This window comes from Rhodococcus cerastii (assembly GCF_033042195.1).
GTDB lineage: Bacteria > Actinomycetota > Actinomycetes > Mycobacteriales > Mycobacteriaceae > Rhodococcoides.
In genome coordinates this window covers 11,425-27,728 of sequence record NZ_JAWLKF010000005.1, presented here as the reverse complement: position 1 = coordinate 27,728, position 16,304 = coordinate 11,425, and the positions used below count along the sequence as shown (strand labels likewise).

17 protein-coding genes are annotated in these 16,304 nt (G+C 65.9%); 1 reads left to right on the top strand and 16 read right to left on the bottom strand.

Annotated elements, in window-relative coordinates; translation table 11 throughout:
* Positions 1-85 precede the first annotated feature (85 nt).
* The 11 genes from R3P93_RS11940 to R3P93_RS11890 form a co-directional block, all read right to left on the bottom strand.
* Complete coding sequence (locus R3P93_RS11940) at positions 86-625, bottom strand: adenine phosphoribosyltransferase (RefSeq protein WP_068050586.1); 540 nt, start codon at positions 623-625, stop codon at positions 86-88.
* Positions 622-2,325 (bottom strand): ABC transporter substrate-binding protein, encoded by a 1,704-nt coding sequence (locus R3P93_RS11935; RefSeq protein WP_317533090.1) that lies wholly within the window; start codon positions 2,323-2,325, stop codon positions 622-624. Before R3P93_RS11935 ends, R3P93_RS11940 begins: the two co-directional genes overlap by 4 nt.
* Before the next feature lie 23 nt (positions 2,326-2,348).
* On the bottom strand, positions 2,349-3,530 hold the full coding sequence (secF, locus tag R3P93_RS11930) for a protein translocase subunit SecF (protein WP_068050589.1): 1,182 nt from the start codon (positions 3,528-3,530) through the stop codon (positions 2,349-2,351).
* 1 nt (position 3,531) lies between these two features.
* A complete protein-coding gene (secD, locus tag R3P93_RS11925; RefSeq protein WP_179276635.1) occupies positions 3,532-5,319 on the bottom strand; it encodes a protein translocase subunit SecD in 1,788 nt (595 codons plus the stop codon).
* A gap of 163 nt (positions 5,320-5,482) precedes the next feature.
* Positions 5,483-5,893 (bottom strand): preprotein translocase subunit YajC, encoded by a 411-nt coding sequence (yajC, locus tag R3P93_RS11920; protein WP_094641939.1) that lies wholly within the window; start codon positions 5,891-5,893, stop codon positions 5,483-5,485.
* A 138-nt stretch (positions 5,894-6,031) separates the two neighbouring features.
* Positions 6,032-7,060 carry a Holliday junction branch migration DNA helicase RuvB gene (gene ruvB / locus R3P93_RS11915; RefSeq protein WP_052047563.1) on the bottom strand — a complete coding sequence of 343 codons (1,029 nt, stop codon included), beginning with the start codon at positions 7,058-7,060 and terminating at the stop codon, positions 6,032-6,034.
* A 54-nt stretch (positions 7,061-7,114) separates the two neighbouring features.
* Entirely contained in the window at positions 7,115-7,720 is a 606-nt protein-coding gene (ruvA, locus tag R3P93_RS11910; protein WP_068050592.1) for a Holliday junction branch migration protein RuvA, read from the bottom strand.
* On the bottom strand, positions 7,717-8,334 hold the full coding sequence (gene ruvC / locus R3P93_RS11905) for a crossover junction endodeoxyribonuclease RuvC (RefSeq protein ID WP_037189428.1): 618 nt from the start codon (positions 8,332-8,334) through the stop codon (positions 7,717-7,719). The genes ruvA and ruvC overlap by 4 nt, the downstream gene beginning before the upstream one ends.
* 107 nt (positions 8,335-8,441) lie before the next feature.
* The gene (locus R3P93_RS11900) at positions 8,442-9,200 is read right to left on the bottom strand and encodes a YebC/PmpR family DNA-binding transcriptional regulator (protein WP_094641944.1); all 759 of its coding nucleotides are present in this window, start codon (positions 9,198-9,200) and stop codon (positions 8,442-8,444) included.
* A gap of 87 nt (positions 9,201-9,287) precedes the next feature.
* The gene (pdxT, locus tag R3P93_RS11895; protein WP_317533089.1) at positions 9,288-9,890 is read right to left on the bottom strand and encodes a pyridoxal 5'-phosphate synthase glutaminase subunit PdxT; all 603 of its coding nucleotides are present in this window, start codon (positions 9,888-9,890) and stop codon (positions 9,288-9,290) included.
* Positions 9,887-10,738 carry an acyl-CoA thioesterase gene (locus R3P93_RS11890; protein WP_068050595.1) on the bottom strand — a complete coding sequence of 284 codons (852 nt, stop codon included), beginning with the start codon at positions 10,736-10,738 and terminating at the stop codon, positions 9,887-9,889. The genes pdxT and R3P93_RS11890 overlap by 4 nt, the downstream gene beginning before the upstream one ends.
* 80 nt (positions 10,739-10,818) lie before the next feature.
* Between R3P93_RS11890 and R3P93_RS11885 the strand changes: the two genes are divergently transcribed.
* Positions 10,819-11,430, top strand: coding sequence for a nucleoside/nucleotide kinase family protein (locus R3P93_RS11885; RefSeq protein WP_256991606.1), 612 nt, complete (start codon positions 10,819-10,821; stop codon positions 11,428-11,430).
* Between the two features lie 10 nt (positions 11,431-11,440).
* Here R3P93_RS11885 and pdxS read toward each other — a convergent pair whose 3' ends face one another.
* The 5 genes from pdxS to pgsA form a co-directional block, all read right to left on the bottom strand.
* Positions 11,441-12,382 (bottom strand): pyridoxal 5'-phosphate synthase lyase subunit PdxS, encoded by a 942-nt coding sequence (gene pdxS, locus R3P93_RS11880; protein ID WP_082899040.1) that lies wholly within the window; start codon positions 12,380-12,382, stop codon positions 11,441-11,443.
* A 178-nt stretch (positions 12,383-12,560) separates the two neighbouring features.
* Positions 12,561-13,586 carry an NUDIX hydrolase gene (locus R3P93_RS11875; protein WP_068050596.1) on the bottom strand — a complete coding sequence of 342 codons (1,026 nt, stop codon included), beginning with the start codon at positions 13,584-13,586 and terminating at the stop codon, positions 12,561-12,563.
* Positions 13,586-14,710 carry a glycosyltransferase family 4 protein gene (locus tag R3P93_RS11870; protein ID WP_094641948.1) on the bottom strand — a complete coding sequence of 375 codons (1,125 nt, stop codon included), beginning with the start codon at positions 14,708-14,710 and terminating at the stop codon, positions 13,586-13,588. Before R3P93_RS11870 ends, R3P93_RS11875 begins: the two co-directional genes overlap by 1 nt.
* Entirely contained in the window at positions 14,707-15,612 is a 906-nt protein-coding gene (locus tag R3P93_RS11865) for a phosphatidylinositol mannoside acyltransferase (protein WP_068050598.1), read from the bottom strand. Before R3P93_RS11865 ends, R3P93_RS11870 begins: the two co-directional genes overlap by 4 nt.
* Positions 15,609-16,292, bottom strand: coding sequence for a phosphatidylinositol phosphate synthase (pgsA, locus tag R3P93_RS11860; RefSeq protein ID WP_317533088.1), 684 nt, complete (start codon positions 16,290-16,292; stop codon positions 15,609-15,611). Before pgsA ends, R3P93_RS11865 begins: the two co-directional genes overlap by 4 nt.
* Between the last annotated feature and the right edge of the window lie 12 nt (positions 16,293-16,304).

The window sequence follows — 16,304 nt, the reverse complement described above, 5'->3', positions numbered from 1 at the left end:
GGGTCACTCTCATCACCTCCTGCCACACATTCCGCGTTGTTGCCGGAATTGTTCGGTCAACGCTTCGTGAAAGCGACTTTAGTCCTCATACTCGAACCAGGCAGCCGAGCGGGTAGCCACTGCACTTGTCGCGCCCACCCAGAACAGCGATCTCGAGAACCACAGCGGCTCCGGCGATGACTGCCCCCTGCTCGGCCAACAACCGAGCCGTCGCATCGACGGTACCGCCGGTCGCCAGTACGTCGTCGACCACCAGCACTCGCTTCCCGGTCACGTCGATCGCAGTCGGGATCTGCAACTCGGCGGTTCCGTACTCGAGATCGTACGACCGTGAATGCACCGGAGGCGGCAACTTTCCCGCCTTGCGCACCGCCAGCACACCGCACCCGAGTTCGAGGGCAACTCCGGCCCCCAACAGAAATCCCCGTGCGTCGATACCCGCCACCAGGTCGACGTCCTCGAATCCCTGCGCCAACTCCGATACGACGCTGCGTAACGCCGGCCCGTCCGCGAACACCGGTGTCAGATCGCCGAAGCGCACACCGGGGACGGGAAAATCGTCCACCCACCGCGTCAGCCTGGCCACGGCAGCGGCCGCACCCACTGCACCGTCTGCATCGTTCATCGAAGAAGCACCCACCGATCCATGTTCCATCCGGCACCAGCGGCCGTCGGGTTGGGCACCACGTCCTGCATGCCGTCACTGACGACGGTCGTACGCGGCTCGTTGTACAGGGGAAGCGACGGCATGTCGTTCCACAGGATGTTCTCGCCCTCGGTGGCCAGCGCCAGAATGCGCTCGGGATCGTCGGTCACCGCCAATTGATCGACGATGGAATCGATCCTGCCGTTGCTGTATCCGCCGACGTTCAGACCGATTCCAGTGCGCAGCGAATACCGTGCGGTCACCGCGGCAGCCGAACCCGACGGTCCAGGAAGCGATCCGCTGCTACCCAGGACGGCATCGACCGCCCCGGCCCGCAGGGCGGACGGTGTGAAGTCCGGCGAGCTCGCATCCTCGACGGTGATGCCCGCGGCGGCACAATCGGCGGCCATGCGGCTCACCACCTGGGCGCGCCGCGCGTCCGGTCCCCGGTAGCCGACACGAACGGTCATTGCATTCTCGCCTGCGGCCTCGAGCTCTCGGCCGGCCTGGTCCAGGTCCGAGCGCTGGTAGCGATCACCCACCACCGACGCGACCGACGGGTACACCAGCGTGTCGGGCTGAACGAGACGCGAGTCGACGACACCAGAGCCGAGACCCGCATCTGCCGCCTCGGAACCGGGGTGACCCAGTGTGTCGAACAGGTCCGATCTCGGGATGCATGCGGCCACTGCTCGACGTGCACTCGCATGGCCCAGCACCCCCTGGGTCGCGAACGTCAACTGCTCGACGCCTCGCGACGGTTCCTCGGTGGTGGTGAAACCCTCGGTGGTCCCGAGATCGACAGCACCGGCACCGTGGTCGACCACATCCAGCGAACCGTCCGCGGACTTCGCCGCCAGGTCGGTGCCCTTGGGCCAGACGACCACCTGTTCGGTCTGAGGCGGGTTTCCCCACCAGGCGTCGTTCGCCACGAGCACCAGACCGTCCTCGGCGGTGTAGGACTCGACCCGGTACGGGCCGGCCGACGGCAACAGCGAGGTGTCGATCGAACCCGGCGTCAGGGTCCATCCGGTGTTCCAGAAGTCGGCGATGCGGCGCACCACGTCGTCGTCCTCGGCCAGGATGGGATCGACGACGTTCGGCACGCCTGCGACCCGGGCCGCGACATGCGCCGGTAGCAGATCGGTGGCACCGAACAGCGCTCGCCAGTTCTGGTAGCTGCGGCCGGATGCGAAGACGACGGTGGCTTCCTTGGCCCCCGGAACGCAATCGATGCGCTCGATGTCGGAGTACCCGGCCGTCGACGCCGCGTCGAACATGGGGCCGTCGGTGGCGAACCTTCCGCTGTTCGCCGCCCAGGCCAACACCAGGTCGTCGCAGGCCATCGGCACACCGTCCGAGTACGTCGCGGCCGGGGCGATGGAGTACTGCACGGTCAGAGTGTCACCGGGTACCACCGATACTGTTCCGATGTCGTTGTCCGACAACGCGTCTCCCTCGGGCCCGAGGTAGCTGAAGCCCACCTGCACCCGGGTGAACGCCTGCCGGGCTCCCGACGCCGCGCCGTCGACGGTTCTGGCGTTGTACGTGTTCACCACGTTGTCGAACGAGTAGCCGATCGAGGGCACCTTGTCCTCGGGCGACGAACACGCCGTGATGGACACCGCGCCGACACTCGCTGCCACCAGTGCCGCGCTCCACCGTCGTTTCACGTGCACTCTCCGTCCCTGTCGAAGGTGGTCTACCGACGCTTCTTGTTTCGTTTCCCGGTGGGGCGGTTGCCCGGCTGGGGAGCAGACGACTTCGGAGTGGCCACGCCGACCGCCACCGGCTCGGGAGCGAGACCGGCCGCGCGAGCTGCCGCCTCGGCGCGCTTGGAGTGGACCTTGCGGGTGTGGACTGCGACGGGGCCCCACTTCTCCTTGAGCGTCACCAGCAGCGGAGTGGCGAAGAAGATCGACGAGTAGGCCCCGACGATCATGCCGACCAGCTGTACCAGCGCCAGATCCTTGAGCGTGCCCACTCCGAGTAGCCACACCGCGATGATCATCAGTGCGATCACCGGGAGAACACCGATCACGGTGGTGTTGATCGAGCGCATCAGGGTCTGGTTGACGGCCAGGTTCGCCTGTTCGGCGTAGGTCTTGCGATGCAGGTTGAGGATGCCCCGGGTGTTCTCCTCGACCTTGTCGAACACCACCACGGAGTCGTACAGGGAGAAGCCGAGGATCGTCAGCAGACCGATGACCGTCGCAGGCGTCACCTCGAATCCGACGAGCGAGTACACACCTGCGGTCACCAGAAGGTCGAAGGCCAGGGCAGCCAGAGCCGCCAACGCCATGTCTCGCTCGTATCGGACCGCGATGTAGATACTGACTATGACCAGGAAGACCACGAGTGCGATCAGGGCCTTCTGGGTGATCTGACTGCCCCAGGTCTCACTGACGTCGGACACGCTGATGGCATTCGGGGTCGCGGTACCCGAGTTGTCCTGCGGCTGGAAGGCCTCGAACAACGCCTGGCGAAGGGTGTCCACTTCGGCGGGGTCGAGAGCTTCGGAGCGAATCTGCACCGTCGCTGCGGCACCCGAACCGACGGTCTGTACCGACACCGGCGGCATGCCGAGCGAGTCGTCGTAGACGGTTTCGACCTGCTCGGTGGAGATGTTGTCGGCGGCGGGCAGCGCGATCCGGGTTCCGCCCTCGAAATCGATACCGAGGGTGAAGCCGCGGACGAGGAAGCTCAGCAGGCACACCAGCACGATGACGCCGGTGAGGATGTAGTAGAACCGGCGACGACCGACGATGTCGAAGGCACCGGTTCCGGTGTACAACCTGGAAAACCAGCTGTGCTTGGGCTGGGTGGATTGATCGACGCCCGAATCGTCGAGGGGCGATGGGGTCGACGTGGTCGTGTCCGACATGTCATGCCTCCTTCGACGGCGCAGTGCCGGTCTTGACGGCGAGTGCCTTGTTGGCGGCGCGCTTGCGTTCGAGCGCGATCTGCTGGACGGCACCGAGGCCGTTGACCGACGGCTTGGACCAGAACGTGGATTTCGACGCCAGGTACACCAGCGGCCATGTCACCAGCACCACGACGATGATGTCCAGGATCGTCGTCAGTCCGAGCGTGAACGCGAAGCCGCGGACCTGACCGACGGCCAACACGTACAACACCGCGGCAGCGATGAAGCTGACCGCGTTGCCGGACAGGATCGTCTTGCGTGCGCGAGCCCAGCCGCGAGGAACCGCCGACCGGAAGCTGCGGCCCTCCCGGATCTCGTCCTTGATGCGCTCGAAGAACACCACGAACGAGTCCGCGGTCATACCGATACCGATGATCAGACCTGCGATTCCTGCCAGGTCCAGCGTGAAGCTGATCCATCTGCCCAACAGAACGATGATTCCGTAGACGACGAGACCGGCCAGCGCCAACGACAGCGCCGTGAGCAGTCCGAGGGCTCGGTAGTAGAGCAGGCAGTAGACCAACACCAGCGCCAGTCCGATGGCGCCTGCGAGCAGTCCGGCTTCGAGCGAGGCCAATCCCAGTGTGGCCGAAACAGTTTCGGCCTCGGAGGACACGAAGGACAGCGGCAGTGAGCCGTACTTGAGCGTGTTGGCCAGCTCCGAGGAGGTCTGGGCATTGAAGTTGCCGGTGATCGAGGTGGCGCTGCCGGCTGGGGTGGCCCCCTGGATGACCGGCGCACTGATCACCTTGGAGTCCAACACGAACGCAGCCTGCTTCTGCAGGTTGGCCGCGGTGAACTGAGCCCAGGTGTTCGAGCCCTCCGTGTCGAACGTCAGGCTCACCTGGAACTGTGCCTGCTGACTGTCGAACCCGGAGGTCGCGTCGGATATCTGCTGACCGTCGATGATCGTCGGACCGAGTAGATAAACGGCCGTTCCATCGGTCGAGCATGCGACGAGGGGAAGAGCGGGATCGTCGTTGCCGGCGAGCGGGTCGGCGGCGTTGCAGTCGAGGGACTGCATCGCGAGTTGTTGGACCTGCTGGTCTTCGCTCTGCCGCAGTGCCTTCGCGTCGGCGATCTCCTGGGCGGCACGATCGGCGTCGGACAGCGAAGCGTCGGTGGCGGGGTCCTCGGCCGGTGCGTCGGTGGCCGGTGCATCCGTGGCAGGTGCATCAGTGGCGGGAGCGGGAGTCGGATCGACTGCAGACGGATCCTGCGCCGGGAACACACGTTGCTGCGGAGTGGCCGGATCTGCGGGTGCAGCCGGATCCGCGGAAGCAGCAGGGTCTGCCGGTGCCGCAGGATCGACCGGCGCGGCCGGGTCGACCGGGGTCTGCTGCGTGCCTGCACCCTCGCCCGTCGACGGAGCAACGGATCCGATCACGGGACGGATGAACAGTCGCGCGGTCTGCCCGAGGGTGCGCGCCTGAGAGCTGTCGTCGCCGGGCACCGTGATGACGAGGTTGTCGCCGTCGATGACCACCTCGGAGCCGGAGACACCGAGACCGTTGACGCGGGTCTCGATGATCTGCTGCGCCTGCTGCAAGCTGTCCTGCGTCGGTGCGTTGCCGTCGGGGGTCCGCGCGGTGAGTGTCACGCGCGTGCCGCCCTGCAGGTCGATTCCCAACTTCGGCGAGGGGTCTTTGTCTCCGGTGAAGAAGACCATGGCGTACACCGCTGCCATCAGCACCGCGAAAACGGCGAGATAGCGGGCGGGTTGCACCGGTCCGCTGGAAGGTGCCACGGTGTGTGTTTCTCCTCTGAGGCGATGGAAAATGTCGGTTCCTGCAGGGCCTGGCGGCCCGCTGTGTCAGCGGTGAGCGGTGCGATTGTGCACCACATCGGTCACCGCAGAGAAAACCGCTGCCGGATACTGTCTCCGACAGCGGTCGTCGATCACATCGAGCTCACTCTTTTTCGAGCCTCTTCGCCGTCTGCTCGACGGTCTCGTCCGGCCGGGCCGCGTCTGTCTTGCTCAGCGACGGTCCCGCGGTGTTGTTCGAGCCGAGGGCCGCGATGTCCGCCTCGGTGGTGGCGTCGATGTCGGTGTCGTCGAACTCGGAATCGTCGGGCAGCACCTCACGCACGACTGCGCGCGACCACGTGGTGATGACGCCGTCGGCGATCTCTAGGTCGATCGTGTCGTCCTCGACCAGGACGACGCGGGCGTACAGACCGGCGGTGGTGACGACCTCGTCGCCGATCTTCAGCGAGTCCTGCATTTCCGTGGTCTTGGCCAACACCTTCTTCTGTCGACGCGCATTGAGAAACAGCGGTACCAGAAGGGCCACGATCAGCAGCGGAAACAGCAAATCCATCGGAAGGTCAGTCCTCGAAGTCGGGTTCGATATACGTCATTGTCTCGTGCGAGAACGCCGCCGGTGCGGGCCTCGCAGCTACCCAGTGTGCCATTACCTGGAACCGGTCCGGTCCGTTCGTGTCCTGTTGTGCCCGATTCATTCGAATAATCCCTGCTGGACCTCCGAGGATCGGACCGAAATCCCACCCACTGCGAGGTCCGGTGGCGGTGTCAGACCGAGGTGTTGCCACGCAGCAGCGGTCGCCACGCGCCCGCGGGGGGTGCGGGCGATCATTCCGGCACGCACCAGAAACGGCTCGCACACTTCCTCGACCGTCGACGGTTCCTCGCCGACGGCGACGGCCAGTGTCGATACACCCACCGGCCCACCGCCGAAGCTTCGGATGAGCGCGCTGAGTACCGCGCGATCGAGTCGGTCGAGCCCGAGCTTGTCGACGTCGTAGACCACCAGCGCGGCCTTCGCGGTGTCCTGGGTGACGGTGCCGTCGCCGCGCACGTCCGCGTAGTCACGAACTCGCCGAAGCAGTCGGTTCGCGATTCTGGGGGTGCCGCGCGAACGACCGGCGATTTCCGCGCAGCCGTCCCGGTCGATCGGTACGCCCAGAATTCCCGCCGACCGCATGAGGATGCGCTCGAGTTCGCTGGGCTCGTAGAAGTCCATGTGCGCCACGAATCCGAAGCGATCTCGCAGCGGCCCGGTGAGCGCACCCGACCTGGTGGTGGCACCGACGAGGGTGAACGGTGCCACCTCGAGTGGAATCGACGTCGCTCCCGGCCCCTTGCCGACGATGACGTCGACGCGGAAATCCTCCATCGCCAGGTACAGCATCTCCTCGGCCGGGCGGGCGATGCGATGGATCTCGTCGATGAACAGCACGTCCCCCTCGACCAGATTGCTGAGCATCGCCGCGAGATCGCCTGCCCGCTCGAGCGCCGGACCCGACGTGAGCCGCAGCGAGGTTCCCAGCTCGGCGGCGATGATCATTGCCATGCTGGTCTTGCCGAGTCCCGGCGGACCGGACATCAGGATGTGATCGGGGGTTCCCCCGCGCATCTTGGCACCCGACAACACGAGCTGGAGCTGCTCTCGCACGCGCGGTTGACCGATGAAATCGGTGAGATTCTTCGGACGCAGACTCGTCTCGACATCCAGATCGTCGGACATCGCGTCCGCACCGACCTGGGATTCGGCGAACTGGTCGTCCTCGGTCACCCGGGCCTACCTGGACTTTCCGAGGTACGCCAGCGCCGACCTCAACGCGGTCGACGTCGTGGCCTCGGGCTGCTGGGCGAGCACCGCATCGGTGGCTTCCTCGGCCTGCTTGGTGGGGAATCCGAGACCGATCAGCGCTTCGACGATCTGGTCTCGCATCGAGTTGCCGGCACCGGACCCCGGCACGGCTGCGCTTCCGGCGCGCCCGACCACCGCGTCGACCTTGTCGCGCAACTCGACGACCATTCTCTCCGCGCCGCGCTTCCCGATACCGGGCACCCTGGTCAGAGCTCCGATATCACTGTCCGCCAACGCAGTTCGCAGCGCATCGGGCTCGTGTACGGCAAGAGTCGCCATGGCGATTCGCGGGCCGACGCCGGTCACGGTGAGGAGCAACTCGAACAGCTCACGCGACTCCTTGTCGGGGAACCCGTACAGCGTCTGCGAATCCTCGCGCACGATCATGGTCGTCAGGAGGGTCGCTTCGCTCCCCCGGTGCAGCGTGGCCAGCGTCGCCGGAGTGGCGTTGACCCGGTACCCGACGCCCGCGGCCTCGAGCACGGCGTGATCGAGCGCGATGTCAACCACCGAACCCCTGATCGACGCGATCATCGTGCGCCCGCCTCCTTCTTGGCCATTTTCTCGATCCTGCGTGCCACGACGGCGCGAGCCTTGCGCTCCTCGGCCAGACGCGCGTCGTACTTGCGTTTCTGCTCGGCGGCCATGGCTTCGGCCTTCGCCATCCGCGCGATCATGGGTGCTCGCCAGCAGTGACAGATACCGAGGGCCAAAGCGTCGGCCGCGTCGGCGGGAGTCGGTGCAGTCTGCAGTCCGAGAATGCGCATGACCATGGCGGTCACCTGAGCCTTGTCGGCCGAACCGTTGCCCGTGACGGCCGCCTTGACCTCACTGGGAGTGTGAAAGCAGACGTCGACGCCACGCCTGGCCGCTGCGAGGGCGATGACGCCACCGGCCTGGGCCGTGCCCATGGCCGTGCGAACGTTGTGTTGAGCGAACACTCGCTCGATCGCCACCACCGAGGGCTTGTGGGTATCGAGCCAGTATTCCGCCGCCTCGGAAATCCGCAGCAGACGCTGCGCGAGGTCCATGTCCGCGGGCGTTCGCACCACATCGACATCGAGCGCAACCACCGTTCGGCCCACACCGCCCTCGATCAGACTGAGCCCACACCTGGTGAGACCGGGGTCGACACCCATCACCCGCACGCCACCACACCTTCCGCTTACGAACTGTTGTTCGATAGCGTAGCGGAGCCCACCGTCGGATCAGGGATACGACACCCGGTCGATCACGTCGTCGGATGCGAGGGGCGTCAGTCCTCGGCGTCGAGCTCGGCCATGACCTCGTCGGAGAGGTCGACGTTGGACCACACGTTCTGGACGTCGTCGCTGTCTTCGAGTGCATCGATGAGCTTGAACACCTTGCGTGCACCGTCCGCGTCGACCGGGACGTTCACCGACGCCTGGAAGCTCGCCTCGGCCGAGTCGTAGTCGATTCCGGCCTCCTGCAACGCGGTGCGCACGGCGACCAGGTCGGTCGGCTCGCTGACGACCTCGAACGTGTCGCCGTTGTCGTTGACTTCCTCGGCACCGGCTTCTAGAACGGCCATCAGGACGTCGTCCTCGCTCTGACCGTTCTTCTCCAGGGTCACCACACCCTTGCGCGAGAACAGGTACGACACCGAACCCGGGTCGGCCATGTTCCCGCCGTTACGGGTCATCGCGACACGAACCTCGCCTGCGGCGCGGTTGCGGTTGTCGGTGAGGCACTCGATGAGGATGGCGACACCGTTGGGTCCGTAGCCCTCGTACATGATGGTCTGCCAATCGGCCCCGCCGGTCTCCTCGCCTGCACCTCGCTTGCGCGCCCGCTCGATGTTGTCGATGGGCACCGAGGTCTTCTTCGCCTTCTGAATGGCGTCGAAGAGCGTCGGGTTGCCGGTGGGGTCACCGCCACCCGTGCGGGCCGCCACCTCGATGTTCTTGATGAGCTTGGCGAAAGACTTGCCACGTCGGGCGTCGATCACCGCCTTCTTGTGCTTGGTGGTGGCCCATTTTGAGTGGCCGCTCATGCGATAGGGCCCCTTCCTGCTCGAAATCAGTGTTGTCGACTTTACTCGCCCGGTACCGCGCTCGGCACCGTCCGACCGTCGAAGGTTCTAGCGGCTGCGCACCATGTCGACGAAGAGTGCGTGCACTCGATCGTCGCCGGTGACCTCGGGATGAAAACTCGTCGCGAGAACGGAGTTCTGGCGAACGGCAACCACGCGTCCGGCGGCCGGTCCGTGCGGCACGGTGGCGAGCACCTCGACGCGCTCGCCCACCCGCTCGACCCACGGCGCGCGAATGAACACCGCCCGCACCGGCCCACCGTCGATACCGGTGACGTCGAGATCGGTCTCGAACGAATCGACCTGACGACCGAAAGCGTTGCGCCGCACGGTGATGTCGAGGCAATCCAGATGTCGGGCGTCGGGCCTGGTGTCGAGAATCTCGGACGCCAGCAGAATCATGCCCGCACAGGAGCCGTAGGCAGGCAGTCCCTCCGCCAACCGCGCGCGCAGCGGGTCGAGGAGCTCGAACGCGCCGAGCAGGTTGCTCATGGTCGTCGATTCCCCGCCGGGGATGATCAAGCCGTCGATCTGCGCCAGTTCGGCAGGACGCCGCACGGTGACTCCGCGCGCACCGCTCGACTCGAGCGCAGCCAGGTGTTCGCGAACGTCGCCCTGCAGCGCGAGAACACCGATGGTCGGAGCGGTCACTTGCGGCCGAAGGGATCGACATGAGGCGCGTCCGGGTCCCGCTCGTAACGCATGAGCCCTTCTTGCACCACCGCGGCAACCATGCGTCCGGACGTGTCGAAAATTCGCCCCTGAGCCAGTGCCCGGCCGAAATCGGCCGACGGTGACGTCTGGTCGTAGAGCAACCATTCGTCTGCCCGGAACGGCCGCAGGAACCACAGCGCGTGATCGAGCGAGGCCGTCTGGGTGACGGCGTCCGGGTGCGGCACCTTGGCGGAGCCGATCAACGTCATGTCGCTCATGTACGCGAGTGCGCAGACGTGGAACACCTGATCGTCGGGCAACGTATCGCGGTAGCGGAACCACACACGTTGCTGCGCAGCGAAACTGGGATGCTTGACGGTCTGGTCTTCGGGAATGAGACGGATGTCCCATTCCGACCACTCCTTGTAGTACGAGTGGTCGTATTCGGCGAGGGTGGTGGGATCGGGCAGGCTGTCCGGTCCGACGACCTCGGGCATGACGTCCTGGTGCGAAATGCCGTCGTCGTCGCCGTGGAACGAGGCAGACATCGTGAAGATCGCCTTGCCGTGCTGAATTCCGGTGACGCGGCGTGTGCAGAACGACCGGCCGTCGCGGATCCGATCGACCATGAAGACGGCCGGTTCGTTCGGATTGCCCGGACGCAGAAAGTAGCCGTGCAGCGAGTGCACACGAAACTCGGGAGCCACTGTGCGCACCGCCGCGACGAGCGCCTGGCCCGCCACCTGACCGCCGAACGTACGGGGCAACCGAGAAGGGAAAGTCCGTCCCCGATAGATGTCGTTCTCGATCCGTTCCAATTCGAGAATGTCCTCGATGCTGGCCATGGCTGGTGTCCACCTTTCTGTGACAACGGCTCAGGCTAACAATGGATGGACCAGGCAAGATGGTCGGTGTGGGTCAACCGATGCCGATATTTCCCGATCTTCTCGTCGAGTCGATCGTCGATTCGTGCCCGGACGGTGCCCGCTCGATCGTCGTGATCGACGGTGCCGATGCCGCGCGACCGGTCGACTTCGCCACGCGCACAGCCGAACACGCCCGCTCTCGGGGCCGTCCGGCTGCCGTCGTCGACCTGCACGACTACGTCCGACCTGCGTCCATTCGATTCGAATACTCGCGGACCGACGAATTGAGCTATCGCACACTGTGGTTCGACTACGACGCCCTGGTTCGAGAAGTCATCGCCCCGCTGGGACCCGGTGGCGGAGGTCACTTTCTACCGCGACTGTGGGATGAGGCCACCGACCGCTCGGCTCGGGCCCGCACCACCTCGGCGGCGGCGAATCAGATCGTCCTGATCGCGGGACCCATGCTGCTCGGACGGGGATTGAACGTCGGTCTGTCGGTGCAGCTACGCCTGTCCGCGAACGCTTTACGCCGCAGAACGAGCGCCCCCGATCAGTGGACCTGCGCCCCGTTGCTCGAGTACTACGAGAGCCTCGACGGCTCGGCCGAGCGGCCGGATTTTCTGGTCCGATGGGACCATCCCGACCGCCCGGCACTCGAACGCTACTGACGCAGAACCGTCACCAGCCACGCTCGGCGAGACGGTGTCCGACGGGGAGGTCGTCGACGTTGATGCCGACCATTGCCTCACCGAGACCGCGCGAGACCTTGGCGAGCACATCGGGGTCGTCGAAGAACGTGGTGGCCTTGACGATCGCCTCGGCGCGCTCCTTGGGGTTGCCGGACTTGAAGATTCCCGATCCGACGAACACGCCCTCGGCACCGAGCTGCATCATCATCGCTGCGTCCGCGGGAGTGGCGATGCCGCCGGCGGTGAACAGTGTGACGGGCAGTTTGCCGGCCCGGGCGACCTCGACGACGAGGTCGTACGGGGCCTGCAGTTCCTTCGCCGCCACGTACAGCTCGTCCTCGGGAAGCGAGGTGAGGCGACGGATCTCGTCGCGAATCTTGCGCATGTGCGTCGTCGCGTTCGAGACGTCGCCGGTTCCGGCCTCGCCCTTGGAGCGAATCATGGCCGCTCCCTCGGTGATTCGACGCATCGCCTCACCCAGGTTGGTGGCACCACAGACGAAGGGAACGGTGAAGTTCCACTTGTCGATGTGGTTGGCGTAATCGGCCGGGGTGAGCACCTCGGACTCGTCGATGTAGTCGACGCCGAGGCTCTGCAGAATCTGCGCTTCGACGAAGTGGCCGATGCGGGCTTTCGCCATCACGGGGATGCTGACCGAGGAGATGATGCTGTCGATCATGTCGGGATCGCTCATGCGCGACACCCCACCCTGAGCGCGAATGTCGGCGGGGACGCGCTCGAGGGCCATGACGGCCACTGCTCCGGCGTCTTCGGCGATCTTGGCCTGATCGGCGGTGACCACGTCCATGATGACGCCGCCCTTGAGCATCTCGGCCATCCCCCGCTTGACGCGCGCGGTGCCGATTCCGTTCTCGCCCGACCCGCCTTCGGCAGATCCAGCGGGTGTAGTGGATGCGTGTGGGGTACTCAAGCCGACTCCTGTGTTCTGGGCACCGTTCGTGGCGCACCGGACTGATATGTGCAACTACGTCCATCCGCGCAATCGATCACGCGCGGCGCGAAGTCGCGCCCAGAACTGTAGGCCTCCTGGCGACGGTTTCCCATAACCACTTCATGATTGCTGGACTGCTCGAAAAGGGTCCAGATTGCTACCGGATAGCGCGCACGTCCGGGTCGCCGCGTCGCGCGAGAGCCACATTGACCTCGTCCAGCAGTTCCGCGAGGTCCTGGGGATAGACGTTCTCGCCGACTGCGCTGAGCGCACGGATGTCGGCCTCGGTGCACCACTGATGGCCGGTCACGGTGCGGCGCTCGAAATCGGTGAACCCGGCGCTGTGAGGCTCGAACTCCTGCGTTCGGATCGCGAAGAACAGTTCCTCGGAACGGATCAGGGTTCCGTTGAACGGGAACGTGGCAACCCGTCGCCACAGTGGACCGCGCAGATCTGCCGCCGCGACGGTCAGGCCGGTTTCCTCGTGCACCTCGCGCACCGCTGCTTCGCGGAGCGACTCGCCCTTCTCCACTGCCCCACCGATGGTGAACCAGAAGAAGGTGTCGGGCACCGTCGGGTCGTGTCCGCGCAACAGCAGAACGCGGCCCCGTTCGTCGAGCAGCACCACCCGAGCGGATGTTCGCGGAGTGGCTCTGTTCTCGCTGCCGAACGTCGCGGCAGCAGACCGCTCGGCGATCTCGAAATACGACGGCAGGGCCGCGGTACCACCCAGATGCAACCACCGGACCGGGCGTCTGACCCGCAGCGCCAGAGTGTCCCGGACGGCGTCGTTGTGGAAGCGCCGTGCGATCAGCACGCGGGCCTCGGCGTCGGCCAGTTCGGCGACCAGTTGCGGGGGCAGGGCGTTCGGCTCGACGACGGCAAGAGCCATGGACACCGCGTTCTCGGCCTCTTCCCGCTGCGACCGGTCGGCGCGTTCGGCCCGATCGGCCAGTGCGGCGAGTTCTCTGCTCGCCGAGGCCGTGTCGCGGGTGGCAGCGGACACCGCTCGCGCGACGACGGCACGGCGGGCCAGTGCTGCATCGAGTGCCTGCCAGGCAAGGTCGGTACGCACGTGCAAGCGGTCCAGTCGGTTCGCCGTGCCGTACGCCCACAGGCCGACGACGAGAATCAGTACCGCGACCAGACCGAGTACCAGGATCGTGAGCGCCGAGAGGGTCATCAGTTCGCCGCCCGCACTTTCTGGCCCCCGAGGGTGACGGTTTCGTAGACCCGCAGGATCTGCTCGGCGACGACGGGCCAGTCGTAGGCGGCCACGGCGACCGAGGCGGCATCGACGAGGCGAGCACGAACGGTGTCGTCGGAGAGGATCGCGGTCACTGCGGCGGCGACGGCATCGGAATCGTCGATCGGAACCAGCAGTCCGCAGGTGCCGTCCTTGAGCACCCGCCGGAATGCGTCGAGTTCGCTTGCCACCACCGGAGTTCCGGCGGCCATGGCCTCGACGAGGACGATGCCGAAGCTCTCACCGCCGAGGTTGGGTGCGCAGTAGACGTCGGCGCTGCGCATCGCCGATGCCTTGGTCGCATCGTCCACCTGCCCCAGGAACGTCAGGTGCGAGGCGAGTGCGCCTGCGTCCTTGCGGAGCTTGTCCTCGTCGCCGCGGCCGACGATGAGTATCTCGATGTCGGGATGGGATTCGACGAGGGTGGGCAGTGCCCCGAGCAGGACCGCCATTCCCTTGCGTGGTTCGTCGAAGCGGCCGAGGAAGAGCACCGTGCGACCGGCACGTGGATAGCCTTCCAGGACAGGGGCGTCGGCGAAGGCAGGAACGTCGACTCCGTTGGGGATCTCGACGGCGTCGGAGCCGAGGGCCTCGACCTGCCAGCGTCGGGCGAGTTCCGAGACAGCTATACGTCCGCTGATCTTCTCGTGATACGGCCGCAGCACACCCTGAAAGGTGCTGAGCACCAAGGACTTCGTCGTCGAGGTGTGGAAGGTTGCCACGATCGGTCCGTCCGCGGCCTTGAGCGCCAACATCGACAGGCTGGGCGCGTTCGGTTCGTGGATGTGCAGCACGTCGAAATCGTTGTCGGAGATCCACTTACGGATTCGGGAATACGTGATCGGCCCGAATCGAAGCCGCGCGACGGATCCGTTGTAGGGAATGGCGAGCGCCTCGCCCGCCGACACCACGAAATCCGGCAACTCGACGTCGTCCGACGCCGGAGCCAGGACACTGACGCGATGTCCGCGTTCGATGAACACCTCGGCCAGCTGCTGAACGTGCGCCTGCACTCCACCGGGAACGTCGAACGAGTACGGGCACACCATGCCGATCTTCACGCGCCCTCGATTCGGGCACGTCGCTCGGCCGACCAGTCGCTCATCCACAACGGTTGCAGCATGTGCCAGTCCGCCGGATGCGCTCGGATGCCGGCAGCGAAGTGATCGGCCAACGTCTGGGTGGCAGGACCGACTCCGGCCGAGACGTCCACTGCAGGCGAAATGTCGAAGCCCCAGCCGTCGCCGTCGAAATAGCCGTGTACCGGCAACAGCGTCGCTCCGGTGTCGATCGCGAGTTTCGCGGCACCGGCGGGCATCCTGGTCGGTTCACCGAAGAAGGTGACCGGCACGCCGTGCTTGGCGAGATCTCGCTCGCCGAGCAGGCAGACCACCTTGTTCTGGCGCAGTCTCTCGGACAGTGCGAGAAGCGGCGGTTGCTCGCCGCCGCTGAGCGGAAAGATCTCGAAGCCCAGGCTCTCCCGATAGGCGACGAATCGCTGGTACAGAGATTCGGGCTTCAGCCGTTCGGCGACGGTCGAGAGCCCACCGTGCGTGCGCACCAGCCACATTCCGGCCATGTCCCAATTGCCGCTGTGCGGCAACGCCAGCACCACTCCCTTACCGGCGGCGAGTGCACCCTCGAGATGTTCCTTGCCGTTCACACACCGATCGATGACGGCGGCCTGCGCAGCCAGATCCATCGACGGCAACCGGAACGCCTCGCGCCAGTACCGGGCGTAGGAGCGAACGCTGTCGCGGATCAGCTCGTCGGGCACCTCGGCGGGAGTGGTCCCCAGGACTCGAGCGAGATTGCGACGCAACTGATCCGGGCCACCGCCTCGCGTCGCTGCGAAGTCGGCACCGCGATCGAACAGGCGTCGCGCCACCGGCTCGGGTAGAGAACGGACGAGTCGCCAACCGGCCGCGTAACCCGCGTCGCTCGCCCTGTCGGAGAGATTCACGACGCGGCCACGTCGCCGTCGCCGGATGCCGGTGCCACCGGAGGCACGATGATGTCGCGAGCACCCTCGGATCCGCGGACCGCGAGAACGCGCTGGAACACGGTCACGACACTGAGCACGGCGAGAATCCACATCGCCGGATAGATCACGCTGTCCAACCATGGAATGTCGAAATGCCGTCCGACGCCGGTGAATCCGGCACCTACGAGCACGATGACCAGGCGATCGGGACGTTCGATCCAACCCCCGTCGGCCGAGAGTCCGCTGGCCTCGGCGCGTGCCTTGGCGTACGAGATCACCTGGGAGGTGACCAGACAGATCAGGGTGGCAACGAGCAGTGGTTTGTCCTGCTCGGAGTACACCGCCCACCAGGCCAAGCCGCCGAAGATCGCACCGTCGGCCACTCGATCGCACGTCGCGTCGAGGACGGCACCGTACTTGGTGCCACCGCCCCGTGCCCGCGCCATGGCCCCGTCGAGCATGTCGAACAACACGAACAGGGTGATGACGACCGAACCCCACCACAGGTAGCCGGCGGGGTACATCGTGACCGCGGCCGTGACGGTGACGACGGTGCCGATGATCGTCACGGAGTTGGGGGTCAGCCCGGTGCTGTTGAGGGCACGCCCGAGCGGCGCGGTCACCTTCGACACCGGCGCACGGCCGAAAATGCTCAGCACGGCGCGTGCTCC

Excerpts from the sequence above, each read along its gene's own strand:
- R3P93_RS11940 (WP_068050586.1), bottom strand. The coding sequence starts at position 625 with ATGAACGATGCAGACGGTGCAGTGGGTGCGGCCGCTGCCGTGGCCAGG.
- secF (WP_068050589.1), bottom strand. The coding sequence starts at position 3,530 with ATGTCGGACACGACCACGTCGACCCCATCGCCCCTCGACGATTCGGGC.
- yajC (WP_094641939.1), bottom strand. The coding sequence starts at position 5,893 with ATGGATTTGCTGTTTCCGCTGCTGATCGTGGCCCTTCTGGTACCGCTG.
- ruvB (WP_052047563.1), bottom strand. The coding sequence starts at position 7,060 with ATGTCCGACGATCTGGATGTCGAGACGAGTCTGCGTCCGAAGAATCTC.
- ruvA (WP_068050592.1), bottom strand. The coding sequence starts at position 7,720 with ATGATCGCGTCGATCAGGGGTTCGGTGGTTGACATCGCGCTCGATCAC.
- R3P93_RS11900 (WP_094641944.1), bottom strand. The coding sequence starts at position 9,200 with ATGAGCGGCCACTCAAAATGGGCCACCACCAAGCACAAGAAGGCGGTG.
- R3P93_RS11890 (WP_068050595.1), bottom strand. The coding sequence starts at position 10,738 with ATGGCCAGCATCGAGGACATTCTCGAATTGGAACGGATCGAGAACGAC.
- R3P93_RS11885 (WP_256991606.1), top strand. The coding sequence starts at position 10,819 with ATGCCGATATTTCCCGATCTTCTCGTCGAGTCGATCGTCGATTCGTGC.
- R3P93_RS11875 (WP_068050596.1), bottom strand. The coding sequence starts at position 13,586 with ATGACCCTCTCGGCGCTCACGATCCTGGTACTCGGTCTGGTCGCGGTA.